Raw genomic sequence first — 17,710 nt, 5'->3', positions numbered from 1 at the left:
TTATTGGCTAGGAATCAGCAGTTATCAGGGGCAGGTGACGTCTTTACCGGCGCCTTTTACCACGCTGACTTTGGTGAAGGTAATATCCAAAGTGCCAGCGGTAACCAGCGAGAAGGGGGCGAGGACTTGGGTCCAATACTCTTCTGGCGGCTGGGCGATACCAAAGTTCGCGCCGGCATTGGGGTAACAGCTAAAGGGTACTGTCACTGTCTGCCAACCCTGACCGGCAAAACCTTTGAGTTTTTCAGTCAGGTCGATGTCGGACGCACAGTAGGAGCCACAGCCCAAACGCAGGAAGCTGGTGGCGCTCGGTGCGGCGTCTACTTTGATATCAAATACCAGCGCAGAATCGCTGTTGTAGTAATTGATAAAGTCCTGACGGTTACCCACCGACAGCGCCACCTGCCCCTGACCGGCACCGTTCCAGACTACACGGCGCGCATCTTCCTGTACTTCACGATCCACGGCTTGAATCATCAGCGATGAGGCTTTCACGGTGTTGCTGTTCATTGGCATCTGATCATTCTGGAAGCCGATAATTTCCAGCTGCCATGGGTCCATCGGGCGACGGTTAAATAGCTCCATCACATCCATGGCTTCGGCGGCTTTGGGGCCGTCTTCCGGCAAGTTGTCACCCAGGGTGTTTTCATCGGCGTAACTCATGCCGTAGCCATAGGCAAACAAGGGGTCGTAATTGGCATCGCCTTTGTTAAGCGGGGTTTGATCCGGGTGTTTTGGCCAAGAGAAGCTGAGGCGACCTTTCATATCGTGGTTGATTTCACCTTCGGCATTTTTAAAGATCACATCGGCCACACCGGCGCCTTCAGTACCTGGCTGCCAGATGGCGACAAACGCGTCCGAGGCATTCAGTTCACGGTTTATCCAGAGTGGGCGACCGGTGATAAACAGCGATACCACCGGGATACCTTCGCTGCGGAGTTTTTTCAGCAGCTCCCAATCGGCGGGGTTGCGTGGTTTGTAGGCGAGCATGCCCACATCGCCCTGCATTTCGGCGTAGGGGTCTTCACCAAATACCACAATCGCCACATCGGGCTTCTCGCTAAAGGAACCGTCCACACTCAGGGTGGCAGTGCCGCCAGCGGCGCTGACAACTTCATTGATACCGGCGTAGATGGAGGTGCCACCGGGGAAGTCGGAATTGACGTTACCCGTACCCTGCCAGGTGACTGACCAACCGCCGCTTTGTTTACCGATGTTGTCCGCGCCATCGCCCGCGACCAATACTTTCTGGTTGCGCGCCAAGGGCAGCAGTTTGTTTTTGTTTTTTAGCATCACCAGCGATTCGCGTACTGCCTGACGGGCGACTGCGCGGTGCTCAGGTGCGCCTAACAATTCTTTTTTGCCAGCCAGTGGGCGAGTAGAGGGCGCGCCTTTTTCAAACAGGCCGGCGCGGATTTTCACCCGCAGGATACGGCGTACCGCATCGTCCAAACGCTCGGCGGTAATCTCGCCGGATTTGGCCTGCGCCACCAAATTGTTGTACAAGTCTTTCCAGTTAGGCTCAGGCACCATGTAAATATCCAGACCGGCCATCAGCGATTCAGGGCAATCCACCGCCGTACAACCGGGGATAAAGCTGTGACCGCTCCAATCGCCGACCACCAAGCCATCAAAGCCCATTTGGCCTTTGAGCACGTCAGTCAGCAGGTATTTATGGCCGTGCATACGGGTGCCGTCCCAGCTGGTGAAGGAGGCCATTACCGCCTGCACACCGGACTCCAGCGCACTGAAATAACCGGCACCGTGAATATCGCGCAGTTCTTTTTCATCGCCTTGGGTTGGCCCGCGATCCACCCCGTTCAGGGTGCCGCCGTCGCCAATAAAGTGCTTGGCAGTGGCGATTACGTGGTTATTGGTGAGGAAGTTTTCGGTATCGCCTTCACCTTGCAAACCCTCCACCATTTTGCCGGCAAAGGCGCCCACGATTTGCGGGTCTTCGGACCAGCTTTCATAGGTGCGGCCCCAGCGATCGTCGCGCGCAACGGCAACGGTGGGTGAGAAGTCCCAGTCCAGACCGGTCACCGCGATTTCCACGGCGGTCACACGGCCGATCTCTTTCAATAATTCGGGGTTATTGGTCGCACCCAGCGCGATGTTGTGCGGGAACAGCGTCGCGCCAATCACGTTGCCCAAACCGTGTACGGCGTCGGTGCCCCACATGATCGGAATGCCAATGCGACCATTGGATGTGTCTACCGAGGCGTTGTAATAACTGTCGGCCAGTTTGACCCAGTCTTCCAGAGGCGCGTATTTGTTGCTGCCGGGGGTGCTGCCACCGCCGTTGAGCACTGAACCCACGTGATACTGTTTTACATCCTCCGGGGTGAGGAATTTGATTTCAGGCTGCACCAGCTGGCCGATTTTTTCTTCCAGGGTCATGCGCGCCAGCAAATCATCGATACGCGCCTCTACCGCCGGGTCTTTTTTGACAGCGCTGGCAATCGCCGGCCATTCAACCTTGGCGGCCGTTGTAGCAGGCGCTTCGGTAGGGGCAGGGGGAGCTTCCGTTTTTTTGGCGTCGCAACCCGCGAGCAGCGAGAGCAACAGCGCACCGGGCAAGAGTGCACGAAGAGCGAAGTTATTGTTCATAGTGGGTATGACCTATTCAACGAACCAGAAAAGAGATAACGGATTGTTCGCGCCAGGGGGATGTCGCTGTTAATTAAAATAATATTCATCCATGCGAAAACCAGTGTTTACGCGTGCCAGCGGTGGTTGCGCTGAAGGCGCACGCCTTATAAAGGTAGCATTTTGCCGGTTTTTAGCGAATCAACTTTACTTTTTATGATGGTTTGCTCAAACACTGTCCTAAACGTCTGATCCGGGTAAATTAGGGATCACACGGCGGCCTGTGGTGCCCAGATTTGGTTCAACCCCTGCACCACTGCCCGCCCGCCGTGCACTCGTTACCAAGCTTTCGTCATCGCCACCTGCGCAACAGGCTAATAAATAAACCTCTACAACCAATTGAAAAATAAGAATAAAAACATAAATTAACAAAAATACTGACTAACTGGTCATGAAATTGGACTGGGTTTTGCTATTTCTCTGGCGATACCTTTGTCGCCCAATCCAACACCAGTAGTTACATGCCTATGATGCCCATTCCACCCTCTTTGTTGCGCCTCGGCGTCGCCCTGCTGTTAAGTGCTGGCGGCAGCAGTGTTGCGCTCGCCAATGGCCCGCACAGCAGCGGCGATGCCGAAGCCTTTCTGGAAAAACATTGCGCCCGCTGTCATAACGATGAACGCATGGCGGGCAACTGGACGCTCTCCGATGTGGCGCTGGACGATGTGAGTAAGGGTATGAATCTGGCCGATTGGGAGAGCGTGTTGCGCGTGACCCAGCGCGGTGAAATGCCGCCCGCGAGCCGCCCCAAACCCGGCCATGAAGAATTGCACGGTTTTATCGATTGGCTGCAGGGCTCGCTCGATGGTTATGCCGCTGCCAACCCCAACCCCGGGCGCGCGACTTTGCGCCGCTTGAATCGCAATGAATACAGCAACGCGGTGCGCGACCTGTTGCAGGTCGATCAGGATCTGAGTGAGGCCCTGCCCGCCGATGACTCGGGTTATGGTTTTGACAATATCGCCGATGTGCTGTCGGTCTCGCCGGTGCTGATGGATCGCTACCTCGCGGTGGCGGGCAAAGTGAGCCGCTTGGCCGTCGGGCTGGGCTCGGATCAACCCTATACCACCACTTATCAATTACCCAAAGACGGTTCGATTCTCAATCAGGGCGTGCCCTCTTACGACGAGCGCATGAGCCACTATTTGCCGCTGGATTCACGCGGCGGCGGGGTATTTGCGTATTACGCGCCACACGACGGCGAGTACGAAATTAGCGGTTATCTCAATGCCAATACCAACAACGAGGTGGATCGACTGGAAGACAATCGTGTCAGCCTGCGTGTGCCACTGACGGCGGGCACGCACCATATTGGCCTGACTTTCCGCAAACACCTGGCGCTGGATGAGCGGGTGCAAATCCTGCGCAATACCACCGAGGAAGTGCCGCTGCCCAGTGCGCCGCCCACCGACCTGACGTTGGATTTTGTAGTGGATGGCGCGCGTGTGGGCAGCACTCAGGTGCCGTCCTATTACATGTCGTCGCGCTACGCCCAACACAACTTCCCGCGCGATGTATTGGAGATCAATGTCGCTGGCCCCTACGCGGTTACTGGCCCCGGTGCGACGCCCAGCCGCGCCAAAATCTTCAGCTGCACGCCCGGCATTTGGCCTTTTACCGAAAACTATTGCGCGCAGAAGATCCTCGGCAAGCTGGCGCGTCAGGCTTATCGTCGCCCGGTGGAGGCCAATGATATTGAACGCTTGATGAAGGTCTATCGCCAAGCCCAAACCCAGAGCAATAGCGGTTTTGAACAGGGCATAGCGGCGGCGATTCAGGCGATACTGGTCTCGCCCAGCTTTTTGTTCCTCCATGAAAGCGACCCGGTGGATGCCGCGCCCGGCACTGTGCATCGCATTAGCGATATGGAATACGCCGCGCGGCTGGCGCTGTTTTTATGGAGCAGCCTGCCCGATGAGGAGTTATTGAGCCTCGCCGAAAAAGGCAAGTTGCGCGAGCCAAAAGCGCTACAACAGCAGGTGGCGCGCATGTTGACGGATGACCGCGCACTGGCGCTGGAGCAGAACTTTGCCGGGCAGTGGTTGTACTTGCGCAACCTGGAATTCCATCGCCCCGACGTGAAGGAATTCCCCGATTTTGATGTGCCCTTGCGCGCTGCCATGAAGCGCGAGAGCGAACTCTTTTTCAGTTCGATTGTGCGCAACAACGCCAGCATTCTCGACTTCCTCAAAAGCGATTACACCTTCCTCAACGAGCGGTTGGCAGCACATTACGGCATCGCCGGGGTAAAAGGCCCGGAGCTGCGCCGGGTGCAATTGGCGCCGGATTCCATGCGCGGCGGGCTCTTGGGGCAGGCCAGTATTCTCACCGTGACCTCCTACGCCAACCACACCTCGGTAGTGCGCCGCGGGCAGTGGGTACTGGCCAATTTACTCGCCGCGCCACCGCCGCCCGCGCCGCCGGATGTGCCTGCACTGAAAGCGGAATCCACCAGCGGCAAGGCACTTAATGCGCGCGAACAGTTGGCGCAGCACAGCAAAGACCCGGCGTGCCACTCCTGCCATGTGCGCATGGACCCGATTGGCCTGTCGCTGGAGAAATACGATGCGATTGGCCGCCTGCGTGAACTGGACGCCGGTCGCCCGATTGATGTCACCACCGCCATGCCCGATGGTCGCGCCTTTGAGGGCCTGTACGGCCTGCAGGATGTGTTGATGGACAGCCGTGAGCAATTTGCCGGTGCCTTTACCGAACGCTTGATGATTTACGCGTTGGGCCGGGGTTTGGAAGCCAACGACCAGCCCAAGGTGCGCCAGATTATTCGCGCCGCCCGCGCCAACAATTACCCCATGCACGAGATTATTCTGGGGATCTTAACCAGCGAACCCTTCAACTACCGAATGGTGCCAGCCCATGAAAAAACGACCGCCGCAGTTCACTAACGCCTTGTTATCGCGCCGCAGTTTGCTGCGCGGTTTGGGCGCCGCCATCAGTTTGCCGGTGATGGAATCGCTGATTCCCTCGGCGCTGGCCAACACGGTGTTGGAAAATCGCCCAAAAAAACTGAGCGTGTTTTACATGCCCAACGGCTTGCGTATGCCCGAATTTACCCCGGCACTGGCGGGCAACAACTATGCGATAACACCGATTCTGGAGCCCATTGCACGCCACCGCGATAAGTTTGCGGTGATCACTGGCTTGGCGCACTACAACGCCAATGCGCTGGGCGATGGCCCCGGCAGCCACGGTCGCAGTTGCGGCGCCTATCTCACCGGCGCGCACCCCAAACGCACCGAGGGCGCCGACATTTACTGCGGCATCTCCATGGATCAGGTCATCGCCAACCACGTTGGCCAACACACCCAGCTCGCCTCGCTGGAATTGGGCATTGAACCGCCCAGCTTGCTCGGCAGTTGCGATGTGGGTTACAGCTGCACTTACACCAATACCTTGTCCTGGCGCAGCCCCACCGCGCCTATGCCGGTCACGGTAAAACCGGGCGATGTGTTTGAGCGACTGTTTGGCGATACCCGCGCGTTAGACGAGAAAAGTCGCCAAGCCCAGCTCGCCACCAAAGCCAGTATTCTCGATTTTGTCTTGGAGGATGCCGCGCGCCTGTCGCCGCGCTTGGGCATGAATGATCGCCGCAAGTTGGAGGAGTATTTGGACTCCATCCGCACCGTGGAGCAGCGCATCCAAAAAGCCAGCCGCCAAACCAATGAGGTGGATACCAGCCAGCTGACCTTGCCTGCGGGCATCCCGCAGAATTTTGAAGAGCACGTGCGCATCATGATCGACCTGCAAGTGCTGGCACTGCAAAGCGATATGACACGCATGAGCACCTTTATGCTGGGGCGCGAACTGAGCAACCGTTCCTACGCCGAAATCGGTGTACCCGATTCCCATCACAGCCTCAGCCATCACGGTGGCGATGAAGCCAAAATCGCCAAGCTGGTCAAAATTAACCAGTACCACATGGCGCAGTTTGGCTATCTGCTCGACCGTTTGGGCAATACCGCCGACGGCGCGCAAACCCTGCTCGACAGCACCATCGTCTTTGGCGGCGCGAGTCTGGGTGAACCCAATGTGCACGACAATATGGATTTACCCGCACTCGTCGCCGGCGGCGGCCTGCGCGGCGGGCGGCACATACAACAACCCAAAGACACACCCATGAGCAACCTGATGTTGTCGCTCATGCACGAAATGGGTGTGCCCGCAGAAAGTTTTGGCGACAGCACCGGGCCGCTGCAAGCGCTCTATGCCTAGCAATACGAATCAGGAGTTTATGTGAAGTTAATCCCTCTGCTGGCCTTAGCGGCCGCGCTCTGCTCGGCCACTATGTCAATGAGTGCACAGGCCGACCCGGCCGATGACGCCTTGATGCGCGCCATCCACGCGGGCGACACGGCCAAGGTAACGCAAGCGCTTAAACAGGGTGCCAAGCTAAATAAACCGCGTGCCGATGGTTCATTGCCACTGGCATGGGCGGTGGAGACGCAAAACCCGGCGCTGGTTGCGCTGCTCTTGGCCAAGGGCGCCAAGGCTGATCTGGGTGATGCCCAGCCGCAAAGTTTCAGCCCACTGGTAGTTGCCTGCCAACGTGGCGACCCGGCAATTGTCGCCGCCTTGTTAGACTCTGGCGCCGATGTTAAACGCACCACCAGCACCGGTATTTCGCCGCTGGCACTCTGCGCCGGTAATTCCAGCGTCGCCATGGTAAAGCGCTTGCTGGAGTTGGGCGCGCCAGTGGATACCGCCGATGACAGCGGCCAAACCCCGCTGATGTGGGCGGCGGCCAAGGGTCAATTGGCAAGCGTACAACTGCTGCTCAACCAGGGTGCAGAGATCAACCGCACCACCGCCAAAGGTTTTACCCCACTGTTTTTTGCACTGACCAGCAAGACACCAGACACCGCGCTGGCCTTGCTGGAAGCGGGCGCCAATGCTGATTACGTCGCGCCCGACGGAACCACCCTGGTGCAAATGGCCATCTACCAACAGCAATTTGTGGTGGCAGAACAGCTTGTGCAGCGCGGTGTGGACCTCAATGCCATTGATCGCAACGGCAACCAATTACTGCATGCGGCGGTGCGTCATCGCCAATTGCCGTTAGTAAACGCGCTGCTCGCCAAGGGCGCCAATCCCAATGCACTCACCGGTACCTCGGCGGTGGTGTGGCGCTATGAAGTGAACTTCACCAGCCGTCCCTACGTAACCTACCCTCAATCCCCGCTGCTGTTGGCGGCGGAGCTGGGCGATACCGCGATCATGCGCGCCCTGGTTGCCGCCGGTGCCGATGTGCATTTCCGCGCGCAGGACGGCACCAGTCTGGTACTGGCCGCCGTGCGCAGTAACGCCAGCGCATTATCCTTGGCACTGTCCTTGGCGCCCGACGTAAAAGCCACCAACAAGCGCGGCGAAACCGCATTGCATTTACTGCTGGGTTACAGTTTTTATATGCCGATGACGGTGGAACAAATCAGCGCGATGTTGCTAGTGCTCGCACAAAAGGGCGCACCGATTGATCTGGCGGACAGCAGCGGCAAGACGCCACTGGCTATCGCCCAGCTTGAAGATTTCCGAGCAAAACCCGAATTCGCCACCGCTTTTCAGTTATCGCCACAGGTAAAACTATGATGCTTACAATCTGCAAAAAATTATTAACAACTTCCTGCATAACACCATTGAAAGTAAAAACCGCCGCATTAAGCGCATTGCTTTTTTTACAGCTACCCGCTTACGCCCAGCAAGACATAATCGACGCGCGGCAGGAAGGATTTAAAGACATGGGCGCGGCAATGAAAACCCTGCGCGATGAATTAAAAAGTGGCAATCCCGATAGCGCCGCCATCACCAGTGCCGCCACTAAATTGTCGGTGCTCGCCGAAAAATTACCCACATGGTTTCCGGCGGGCAGCGGCCCGGAATCCGGTTTGGAAACCGACGCACGCGCTTATATTTGGGAAAACAAAGAAAAGTTTGATGCACTTAGTAACGAATTAATGGTGGAATCCAAAGCCTTGGTCTCACTGGCAAGCAGTGGTGATAAATCGGCGCTGCAGAAAAAATTAGGCACCCTGCGCGATAACTGCTCGTCCTGTCACGACAGTTTCCGTGTGGATTAATTGCCTATGACCATGCCTGCAGTTGAATTAACACTGAGCAAAAAAACCTTGTGGGATTGGCCAGTGCGCATTTGTCACTGGTCGATTGTATTGCTGGTCGCCGCCTGTTGGTGGACGGCGGAAAATCACGAAATTGTGTATCACAGTTACTGCGCCTACGCGCTGCTCGGCGTGGTGTTATTTCGCTGTTACTGGGGATTTTTTGGCAGCAGCAGCGCACGCTTCAATTATTTTTTACAAACACCGGCAGCAGCATTTCAGTACTTTAAAAATTTAACACAGCGCGATGTGCCACCATCGGCCGGGCATAATCCACTCGGTGGTTATAGCGCGCTCGCATTACTATTTTTATTGTTGCTCCAAATTGGCCTGGGTTTATTTTCTATCGATGTCGACGGTTTTGATGGTGGCCCTTTTGCCGATTACCTCAGTTTCAAAACCAGCCGTTTAATGGCGGACTGGCATGAAATTACCTTTAATATCTTGCTGGGTTTTATCGCATTGCATTTGCTTGCGGTAATTTATTATTTGTTATGGCGCCGCCAAAATTTAACTGCCGCTATGGTACACGGCAAAGCACACATCGCTGAACCCATTCAAGGGGCGAGCAGAATGCATTTAATTATCGGAATCGTTTTTGCCGCTACACTGGTTTGGTTGATCATGTAATTTCACGGCTGCAACAGGAGGCTAATCATGTGTGATGATCTGACGCAAGAAGACAATGAACGCTACGCGCAAAACCAGCTCAACCGTCGCCAATTTGTAGCAGGCTTGGTGGGCGCCAGTTTGGCGATGTATTTCCCCATTAGCGCCAACGCCATGAGCGTGACCGAAGCCACTGTTAATGTAACCACGCCGGACGGCAGCGCTGATTGTTATTTTGTGCACCCGGCCAGCGGCAAACACCCTGCTGTAATTCTTTGGCCGGATATTCTCGGCCTGCGCCCCGCGTTTGAATTAATGGGCAAACGCCTCGCCCAAGCCGGGTATGCGGTGTTGGTGGTGAATCCATTTTATCGCAGCCAAAAAGCCCCGGTGGTTGGCGAAGGTGCCTCCTATGCCGATGAAGCCACGCGCACCGCCGTAACCGCCCTCGCCAAAACGCTCAGCCCTGCAACCCATGTGATAGATGCAAAAGCCTTTGTCGGTTTTCTCGATCAACAAGCCGCTGTTGATAGCAGCAAAAAAATCGGCACTATGGGTTATTGCATGAGCGGCGCTATCGCCTTTCGCACCGCCGCAACAATTCCGCAGCGCATCGGCGCCGTCGCCAGTTTCCACGGTGGTGGTTTAGTTAGTGACTCGCCCGACAGCCCGCATTTATTAATCCCGAAAACCAATGCGCAATTCCTGATTGCCATCGCCGAAAACGACGACCAGCGCGATGTCGAAGCAAAAAATGTGTTACGCAAAAGTTTCGCCGATGCAAAAGTAAAAGCCGAAGTGGAAGTCTACGCCGGTGCGTTACACGGCTGGTGCCCGCCCGATTCCCGCGTTTACCACCAGGAGCAGGCCGAACGCGCCTGGAGCCGGTTGTTGGCATTGTTTGAAGCGGCACTGGTTTAATCACAACTATTTAAAAAATGTCCATAAAAAAACAGCCACCCTTGTGGGGCGGCTGTTGCGGGAGAAACCAGAATGAAAGGGGTAATTCATTCTGGTTTTGTTAAAAGAGTTAAGCTTCGTTACTCGGCTTGCCAATAGTAGCGAGGATACCGCCGTCTACATAAACGATTTGACCGGTGACAAAATCGCTCGCTTTGGAAGCGAGGAAAATGGTCGCGCCTTGCAGGTCATCCGGGTCACCCCATTTGCCCGCGGGTGTGCGGCTGATAATAAAGTCGTTAAACGGATTACCATCAACGCGAATCGGTTCGGTTTGGCTGGTAGCAAAATAACCGGGGCCGATGCCATTTACCTGCACGTTATATTTCGCCCATTCGGTGGCCATATTTTTGGTGAGCATTTTTAATCCGCCTTTGGCAGCGGCGTAGGCGCCTACCGAATTGCGGCCGAGTTCACTCATCATCGAACAGATGTTAATAATTTTACCTTGGCGACGCTCAACCATTTTGCGCGCAACAGGGCGGGTCATAGTAAATACACCGGTCAAATCGATTTTGATGACTTCTTCAAAGTCTTCCAGTGTCATTTCCAACAGCGGTGTACGTTTGATGATACCGGCGTTGTTAATCAAAATATCAATCGGGCCGTGGTCAGCTTCGATTTGATCAACAGCAGCAATCACTTCATCCTCATTGGTTACGTTAAATTTGTAACCAAATGCGTTAAAACCTTTAGCGCGATATTCATTAACCGCGTTGTCGATTTTTTCCTGCGAGGAATTACCGTTAATAATCAAGGTGGCGCCGGCACTTGCCAAGCCGCTCGCCATGGCCATACCCAAACCGTGGGTTGCGCCAGTGACTACCGCGATTTTGCCGGTTAAATCAAATAATGGATGGTTCATGTTTTTCTCTCAAAAAATTATTTCAATTCACTGGGCTTATGGAAATCCATATCGGTGTAATCCATATTTTCACCGGCCATGCCCCAAATAAAGGTGTAATTTGCGGTACCCACACCAGAGTGCATAGACCAAGGTGGTGATACTACCGCTTGTTCATTGCCAACCCAAATATGACGGGTCTCTTCCGCTGGGCCCATAAAATGGCATACCGCGTGAGTATCTGGAATGTTGAAATAAAAATAGGCTTCCATCCGACGGCTGTGTGTGTGCATTGGCATAGTGTTCCAAATGCTGCCGGGTTTTAATTCGGTCATACCCATTTGCAATTGGCAGGTATCGAGTACGGTATTAATCATCAGCTGATAAATGTCGCGCTCGTTACAAGTATCACCGGCGCCCATATGCAAAACCTTGCTATTTTCCTTATTCACTTTTTTAGTAGGATAAGTTTGGTGTGCGGGAGTTGAATTCAAATAAAACTTGGCAGGATTATTTGTGTCATCGCTACTAAAAATAACGTCTTTTGCACCGCGACCAATGTACAGCGCTTCTTTGGTACCAATTTCATAGACTTCGCCGTCTACCGACACTTTACCGCTGCCACCGATATTAATGGCACCCAACTCACGGCGCGCCAAAAAGAAATCCATTTTGAGCTGATCGTAGGTTTCCAGCACCACCGGTTTAGTCACCGGCATAACACCGCCCACCATCAAACGCTCGTAGTGGGTGTAGGTAAATTCCACTTGGTCGGCGGTAAAAATATTCTCCACTAAAAAATGTTTACGCAGCTTTTCAGTGTCGTAATGTTTGTAGTCATCCAGGTGGACTGCAAAACGTTCCTCTAATACTTTCATAATAAAACCTTCTGTCTCTCAGCTGCTGCGCCTTGGGCGCAACACAGGTTGATGGTAATCCACTCTATAGAAGCAATGCGTTTACCTGCATTAATAACATGCAGGCAAACGCGGATAATTATTGTTTTTTAAGTAATTTATAGATTTCGACGCCGGCAAAAATAAATGGGCCATTGCCCTTGGCATCGTTGGCAAAAATACGCTCTGTCATATAGTAATCGTAACTGCCGTCGCGACCAAAACCTAAACCTGCTACCAGACATTGATCGGTCATGCTGATCTTGCCATCTTTGTGCAGGGTTACAAATTCATTGATCAAACCTTCATAGGCTTTCATTGTCGCCGCGCGATAGGACTCGGGCAAATAACCTTTATTAAGAGCTTTAGCGTAAAAATAAGTGAACATCGCACTGCCGCTGGATTCGCGATAGTTGGCGATGGCACCGGGTTTATCCAGAATTTGCCACCAGGTGCCGGTCTCTGCATCCTGATAGCGTAACAGGTCAGCAGCCAATTCTTGCGTAATATCAATCAGGGTTTTACGCAATTCTGTTTCTGATTCCGGCAAATAATCCAGCACATCCACCAGCGCCATGGCGTACCAGCCCAAACCGCGCAGCCAGTATTGAGATGCTTGACCCGTTTCTTTATTGGCCCAATCCGCTTGTTTGGATTCGTCCCACGCATGGTAATACAAACCGGTTTCCGGGTTGCGCAGCTGCTCGCGGGCAATCACAAATTCATGCACCGCTTCTTTAAAACTTTCGTGTTGTTGTTCGCCGGTTTCATAGGTCGCCGCATATTGTGCGAGGAAGGGCATGCCCATGTATACGCCATCCAACCATAATTGATTCGGGTAGGTAACACGATGCCAAAAAGCGCCACCACTGGTGCGCGGGTGACGCTTTAAATTTTCACGCAAAAAATCTACCGCTTTGCGATATTTTTCCGCGCCGGTGCGCTGCTCTAACAGGATTAACACATCGCCTGGTTTGGTTAAGTCGATGCTGAATAAATCCGGCTCGAAGGTGTGGATCTTGCCATCGTCTGCTACAAAACTGCCGGTGACTTTTTCGGCAGCCTCGGCATAGCGTGTATCGGGGCTAACTTCATTCAGCGCTTGCAGCGCCATAATTTGCAAGCCCGCAATATCGTATTCAAATTTGGCGGGGCGACGACGATTTTCATCCCAACCTTGATAGTGATAATTCAGGGTTTTACGTTCCAGTTCGGAGTCGGCCAAGGCTTTAGTCCATTTCAAAGCAGTCTCCGCAGTCAACGGGACTTTTTTGGCCTCGGCGCTAAGTGCAGATTCAAAACGCACACGCGGTTCTTTGGTTAAACGCAATACTTCGCGATCCAGATAGGCTTTAAAATCGGCTTCGGTTTTTACGCCGTCCAGCTCATGCTCCCAAGCGGCGAGGAAGTAATATTCCAATTGGCCACCTTTATCTTTCATCACGGAGACATAAGAGGTTTCGTCTTGTGTTTGTTCCGCGCGATCATCGCGACGGAAAATAATTGCCATGCCCAAATGATCATCGGCACCGCTTAAACTTTGTTTGCCCCAACTGGCAACGTAAGTCCAGGCGTAACCGCTGACATGCTCATTACCTTGCAATAAGCTAGTGCCCGGGTGTTTCACCAAACCTATTGCCATATTCGGCAAACGCTCGGTTTTACTCAGGTTGACTTTCACCAAACGGCTGCCAGCAGTCATCGCAAAATGCGCGGTCATATCAAGTTTTTGATTGTTAACTTGCCAGCCGTTGTAATTAATTTTAAAACCGGAATAAATATCGCCATTATTAGTGATGGTGGCGGAGCGGCTGTCGGTTTGTGATACCAGCTCCACATTTTTTCCGTTCCAAAAACCAAAACCACCCATGCCGAGTGACTTGCCAACTTTTAATACATCCACACCCCAGTCGGCATTTTCATGGTAGGAGTCGTAGCCATCCAGGCCGACCTTTTGCAACACCACGTCGTTAACTTTTTTACCAAAAATATCAAACCCGTTGCGCCAATCCAGATACACCCTATAAGCCACTTTGTCCGATTCTATGCCAGGACCTTCGTAGCGAATCCAATAGGAGTGGTCGGTATATTGTGGCGGTGGATTTACGCTATCCACATTTTTAAAGGTGCCGCCTTCGTAAACTTTACCATTCCACTCACCACCTTCTTTGATGGAAATTTCCGCCTGGGTTTGTTTTTTCAGCGCGGGTTTGGCAATGGCAGGATCGGTGGAAATAATAAAATTTTTGCGCTCGGCGGGCGCAAAATCGGCCGCTAATAACAAGCTGTCCAGCGCGCCATCACCATCGGTATCGACGGTTTGTGAGACTTGGGGTTGATCGCCCATCAGCACCGCCAGTTTTGCGGCGTCGCTGGCATCGATACCCAAATCATAAAATGAAAAATAAATTGGCTCTTGCGCCAAGGCAAAATCATTGGCGTTACTAATTTCTGCAGTCGCTACTTGATATTGCGCTGCCTTGTCTTGCACAGGTGCTGCAGCACTGGTTTGTTGTTCGCTGGCTTGTTCCGGGGAGCATCCGCTGATTGCTGCCAGGATAAATCCGCCCACCATTGTTTTACTCAATAGGCTTTTGCGGAACGGGTGGCTGTTTAACAATAAACTCACGTGGTTCACCTCTTGTCGCGTCATTAAGTCGTGATTTTTTACATCACGAATTCAATCGTTTTATTTGATTATCCGCGATAAAAAATCCTACCGCCGATAACTAAATAGGGATGCCAGTTGCCTGGCATCCCTGTGGTACTGCATCGATGATTAATTAAAACTTGTAGCTTGCACCAACGAAGTAGCTTGCACCTGCAGAGTGGTCAAGTACTAAACGTGCAACGCCTTCAGTTTCGTATTCATGTTTGGACTCGTCCGTAATGTTTACGCCTTTGAAGGTAATTTTCAGTTGATCAGTTACATCGTAACTAGCAGAAACACCTACGTAGTTACTGTCATCCACTACACGAGTTTGCCACTCGCTCGCGCCTGATGCGGTATTGCTGTAGTACTCGCCACGATAAGAATTGCTGATACGCGCCTGGAACTTCTCACCTTCCCAGTAAAGGGTAAAATTGTAAGAGTCTTTTGATACGTTTCTCATTGGTGAGCCGCTATCCAACTCAGCTTCGTCAACCAAGGTGTAGTTAGCTTGGAAACCAAAACCGCGCACCCAATCTGGACCCGGCAAGAATGACAGTTGTTGCTGCCAACCAAACTCTGCACCTTGGATGTTACCGCCGCCGCCATTAATTTTGCGGCTAACCTCAAAGGTTTCGTTACGCAGGGTATCCACTTGCGCCCCCAGCAAACTATCCGGCAAACCAAGTTGCGACCATGGCACATCTGTTGTTTCTGATGTCGGGAATGACTCAACATCTTTTTGGAACAGGGTGACACCAGCCAGCGCGTTATCAGAGTAGTACCACTCCAAGCCCAAATCGAAAGAGTCAGCACGGAATGGTTCGATCAGAGGGTTACCGTAACTTACTTTTGGATCACCAAAAATTGTAATAGAGCCGCCTGGGTTCAAGTCGGTCAATTCAGGACGCGCCAATACTTTCGCTGCAGCACCGCGCAATACCAGATCTTCAGTCAGGTTGTAAGCCAAAGACAAGGACGGCAAAGTATCGCTGTAGCTATGTTTAACAACCACTGGCGTCACTACACCATCAACAACCGTAATACCTTCTGCACGCAAATCTGTTTCAGCTTCACGTACACCAATATTACCGCGGAAGCGGTTACCAAATAGCTCAGTATCAACGTCAATTTGCGCAAAGTAACCAAATACTTCTTCTTCTACATCGCGGGTATTCCCTGCCTGTGGTGCATAAGCCCAGCAACCTGAATCCTGAAATTCAGTTCTACGATTAAAGTTAGGATAGAAGAAAGATTGGCCGCCAGCAGTTTGTAAATAGCCATCGCTAGCATCTACGGCTGCAGTGATGCCGCATGCATTACCATCATTGGCGCCGCCATTAGCTACATCTGCCTGTGCAAAAGTTCTGTCGGCGCGTGATTCAGTGATTTGATAGCCGTAAGATTTTTGGGTTGCACCAAATTTCGCGGTGTAACCATCCGCCAAATCATAAGCAAAATCGATACGCGCCATATCGGTATCCGAGGTCGCATCATAGATACGATCACGATACTCGGAGAATTCCCAGTTAGCTGGATTGGTAGTATCGAAGCTATAGCTGAGAACCGGTGACTTCATATTCGAATAGTCCCAGCTGAAGCTATCGCTGGAGTCAGCATAGGTGACGTAATCACGTGAATCGTTACTGCTGAAGTGTTCATAGATAACTGTCACTTCGCGGTTATCTAACTGCGATTCGGTCATACCAGCAAGCACATTCATGCGGAATTTATCCGAGAATTCATGCTTCAGATCCAGAGACAGCTGGTTAAACTCAGAGCTCCAGTCAGCACGGAATGCTTCCGAACGGAAGTCAGCATCTGTCACTTCGGCAGATACCAAGGTCATGTTGGAATCAACCACATAGTCAACAACACTCATCTGGCGCATACCAGTTGCGTCATTGCGCGCCAAGGAAATGGCCTGCATAAATGGCTCATCGCGAGTCACGTCGATTTTAGAGTAAAGGCCATCAATGCTTAGCAAAGTTTCATCGGCAATTTGCCATTGGAAACTGGAAGTAACACCCAAACGATCCTGATCATTCGTTTTATCCGCATAACGCGCAATACGCGGGTGCCAAGATGAGCGCACCAAAGTGGCATCATCGCCGCACACACCAGCAGGGCAAATTAATCTGTTGGAACCAGATTGGGCGTTCCACCGACCAGACTCTGCACCCGTCAATGGCGCTTCTTTCTGGGAGTAGGCTACTGACGCCAAAAAGCCCATAGTGTCGTTACTAACACTAACCAAACCAGACAAGCGTGGCTTTACACTGCCCGAACCGTCGTAATAACCCGCTTCTACGTTTGCCGCCGCTGCAAACTCGTCATAGTCAAATGGGCGTGCAGTACGTAAACCTACGGTTGCACCGAGAGAACCATCTTCCAGTTCACCAGAGGTGGATTTGTACACATCCAAACGGCTAAATAATTCAGAAGCAAATACGTTAAAGTCGAACGCACGACTGGTGCGCACGCCGCCTGAACCGGCAGCAAGTGACTGCGAAGGCATACCGTTTACGGTAACCATGGTGTACGCATCGCCCAGACCACGCACAGTAATAGAACGACCTTCACCGTCGTCTTGTTCAATCGCTACACCAGGGATACGACCCAGTGATTCAGCAAGGTTTTGATCTGGAAATTTGCCCACATCTTCAGCAAAAACCGAATCAACAATACCGGTTGATTCACGCTTTACATTCAGCGCATTTTTCAAGCTCTGTGCATAGCTACCAGTAACAAGAACCTCTTCCAGTTCTTGTGCGAAAGTAGCGGCAGGCATGGCGCTGACCGCCATGGCTAACACGATTGGATTGAGTGTAAATTTTCTCATAGCTATTCCCCATCTTTTATTGTGATTAAATACATTGAGCTAGCGAGCATTGCCAACATCGATTGCTAATTGCAGTGTTGGCAGTTTTCACAAACATCACAGAACTTTACGCCTACAAGCGCGACATCTGCT

General features: G+C 52.5%; 11 protein-coding genes. 6 read left to right on the top strand and 5 right to left on the bottom strand.

Annotated elements, in window-relative coordinates; genetic code table 11:
* Positions 1 to 24 precede the first annotated feature (24 nt).
* Positions 25 to 2,610 carry an exo 1,3/1,4-beta-D-glucan glucohydrolase gene (locus D0B88_RS04850; protein WP_151055560.1) on the bottom strand — a complete coding sequence of 862 codons (2,586 nt, stop codon included), beginning with the start codon at positions 2,608 to 2,610 and terminating at the stop codon, positions 25 to 27.
* A gap of 506 nt (positions 2,611 to 3,116) precedes the next feature.
* Between D0B88_RS04850 and D0B88_RS04845 the strand changes: the two genes are divergently transcribed.
* Genes D0B88_RS04845 through D0B88_RS04820 form a run of 6 tightly spaced genes read left to right on the top strand, consistent with a single transcriptional unit; the run spans position 3,117 to position 10,307 of the window.
* Complete coding sequence (locus D0B88_RS04845) at positions 3,117 to 5,552, top strand: DUF1592 domain-containing protein (RefSeq protein ID WP_151055558.1); 2,436 nt, start codon at positions 3,117 to 3,119, stop codon at positions 5,550 to 5,552.
* Positions 5,524 to 6,879, top strand: a complete 1,356-nt coding sequence (locus D0B88_RS04840; protein ID WP_151055556.1) for a DUF1552 domain-containing protein — start codon at positions 5,524 to 5,526, stop codon at positions 6,877 to 6,879. The genes D0B88_RS04845 and D0B88_RS04840 overlap by 29 nt, the downstream gene beginning before the upstream one ends.
* A gap of 21 nt (positions 6,880 to 6,900) precedes the next feature.
* Positions 6,901 to 8,250 (top strand): ankyrin repeat domain-containing protein, encoded by a 1,350-nt coding sequence (locus tag D0B88_RS04835; RefSeq protein ID WP_225318536.1) that lies wholly within the window; start codon positions 6,901 to 6,903, stop codon positions 8,248 to 8,250.
* Entirely contained in the window at positions 8,247 to 8,738 is a 492-nt protein-coding gene (locus tag D0B88_RS04830) for a cytochrome c (RefSeq protein WP_151055555.1), read from the top strand. Before D0B88_RS04835 ends, D0B88_RS04830 begins: the two co-directional genes overlap by 4 nt.
* A 6-nt stretch (positions 8,739 to 8,744) precedes the next feature.
* Entirely contained in the window at positions 8,745 to 9,407 is a 663-nt protein-coding gene (locus D0B88_RS04825; RefSeq protein ID WP_151055553.1) for a cytochrome b/b6 domain-containing protein, read from the top strand.
* Between the two features lie 27 nt (positions 9,408 to 9,434).
* Positions 9,435 to 10,307, top strand: a complete 873-nt coding sequence (locus tag D0B88_RS04820) for a dienelactone hydrolase family protein (RefSeq protein WP_151055551.1) — start codon at positions 9,435 to 9,437, stop codon at positions 10,305 to 10,307.
* A 109-nt stretch (positions 10,308 to 10,416) separates the two neighbouring features.
* Here the strand turns inward: D0B88_RS04820 and D0B88_RS04815 are convergent, their stop codons facing one another.
* The 4 genes from D0B88_RS04815 to D0B88_RS04800 all read right to left on the bottom strand — a co-directional run bounded on the left by D0B88_RS04815 (position 10,417) and on the right by D0B88_RS04800 (position 17,578).
* Positions 10,417 to 11,211 (bottom strand): gluconate 5-dehydrogenase, encoded by a 795-nt coding sequence (locus D0B88_RS04815; protein WP_007638709.1) that lies wholly within the window; start codon positions 11,209 to 11,211, stop codon positions 10,417 to 10,419.
* 17 nt (positions 11,212 to 11,228) lie between these two features.
* The gene (gene kduI, locus D0B88_RS04810) at positions 11,229 to 12,068 is read right to left on the bottom strand and encodes a 5-dehydro-4-deoxy-D-glucuronate isomerase (RefSeq protein ID WP_151055549.1); all 840 of its coding nucleotides are present in this window, start codon (positions 12,066 to 12,068) and stop codon (positions 11,229 to 11,231) included.
* Between the two features lie 118 nt (positions 12,069 to 12,186).
* Positions 12,187 to 14,715: a glycoside hydrolase family 88 protein gene (locus D0B88_RS04805; RefSeq protein ID WP_225318535.1), complete on the bottom strand. Its 2,529-nt coding sequence runs from the start codon at positions 14,713 to 14,715 to the stop codon at positions 12,187 to 12,189.
* Between the two features lie 154 nt (positions 14,716 to 14,869).
* The gene (locus tag D0B88_RS04800; protein ID WP_151055546.1) at positions 14,870 to 17,578 is read right to left on the bottom strand and encodes a TonB-dependent receptor; all 2,709 of its coding nucleotides are present in this window, start codon (positions 17,576 to 17,578) and stop codon (positions 14,870 to 14,872) included.
* Positions 17,579 to 17,710 lie beyond the last annotated feature (132 nt).

Origin of the sequence: Cellvibrio sp. KY-YJ-3 (assembly GCF_008806955.1) — a bacterium.
Taxonomy (GTDB): Bacteria; Pseudomonadota; Gammaproteobacteria; order Pseudomonadales; family Cellvibrionaceae; genus Cellvibrio.
Note: the sequence above shows the minus strand (reverse complement) of the source record. Positions and strands in the feature narration are given on the sequence as shown.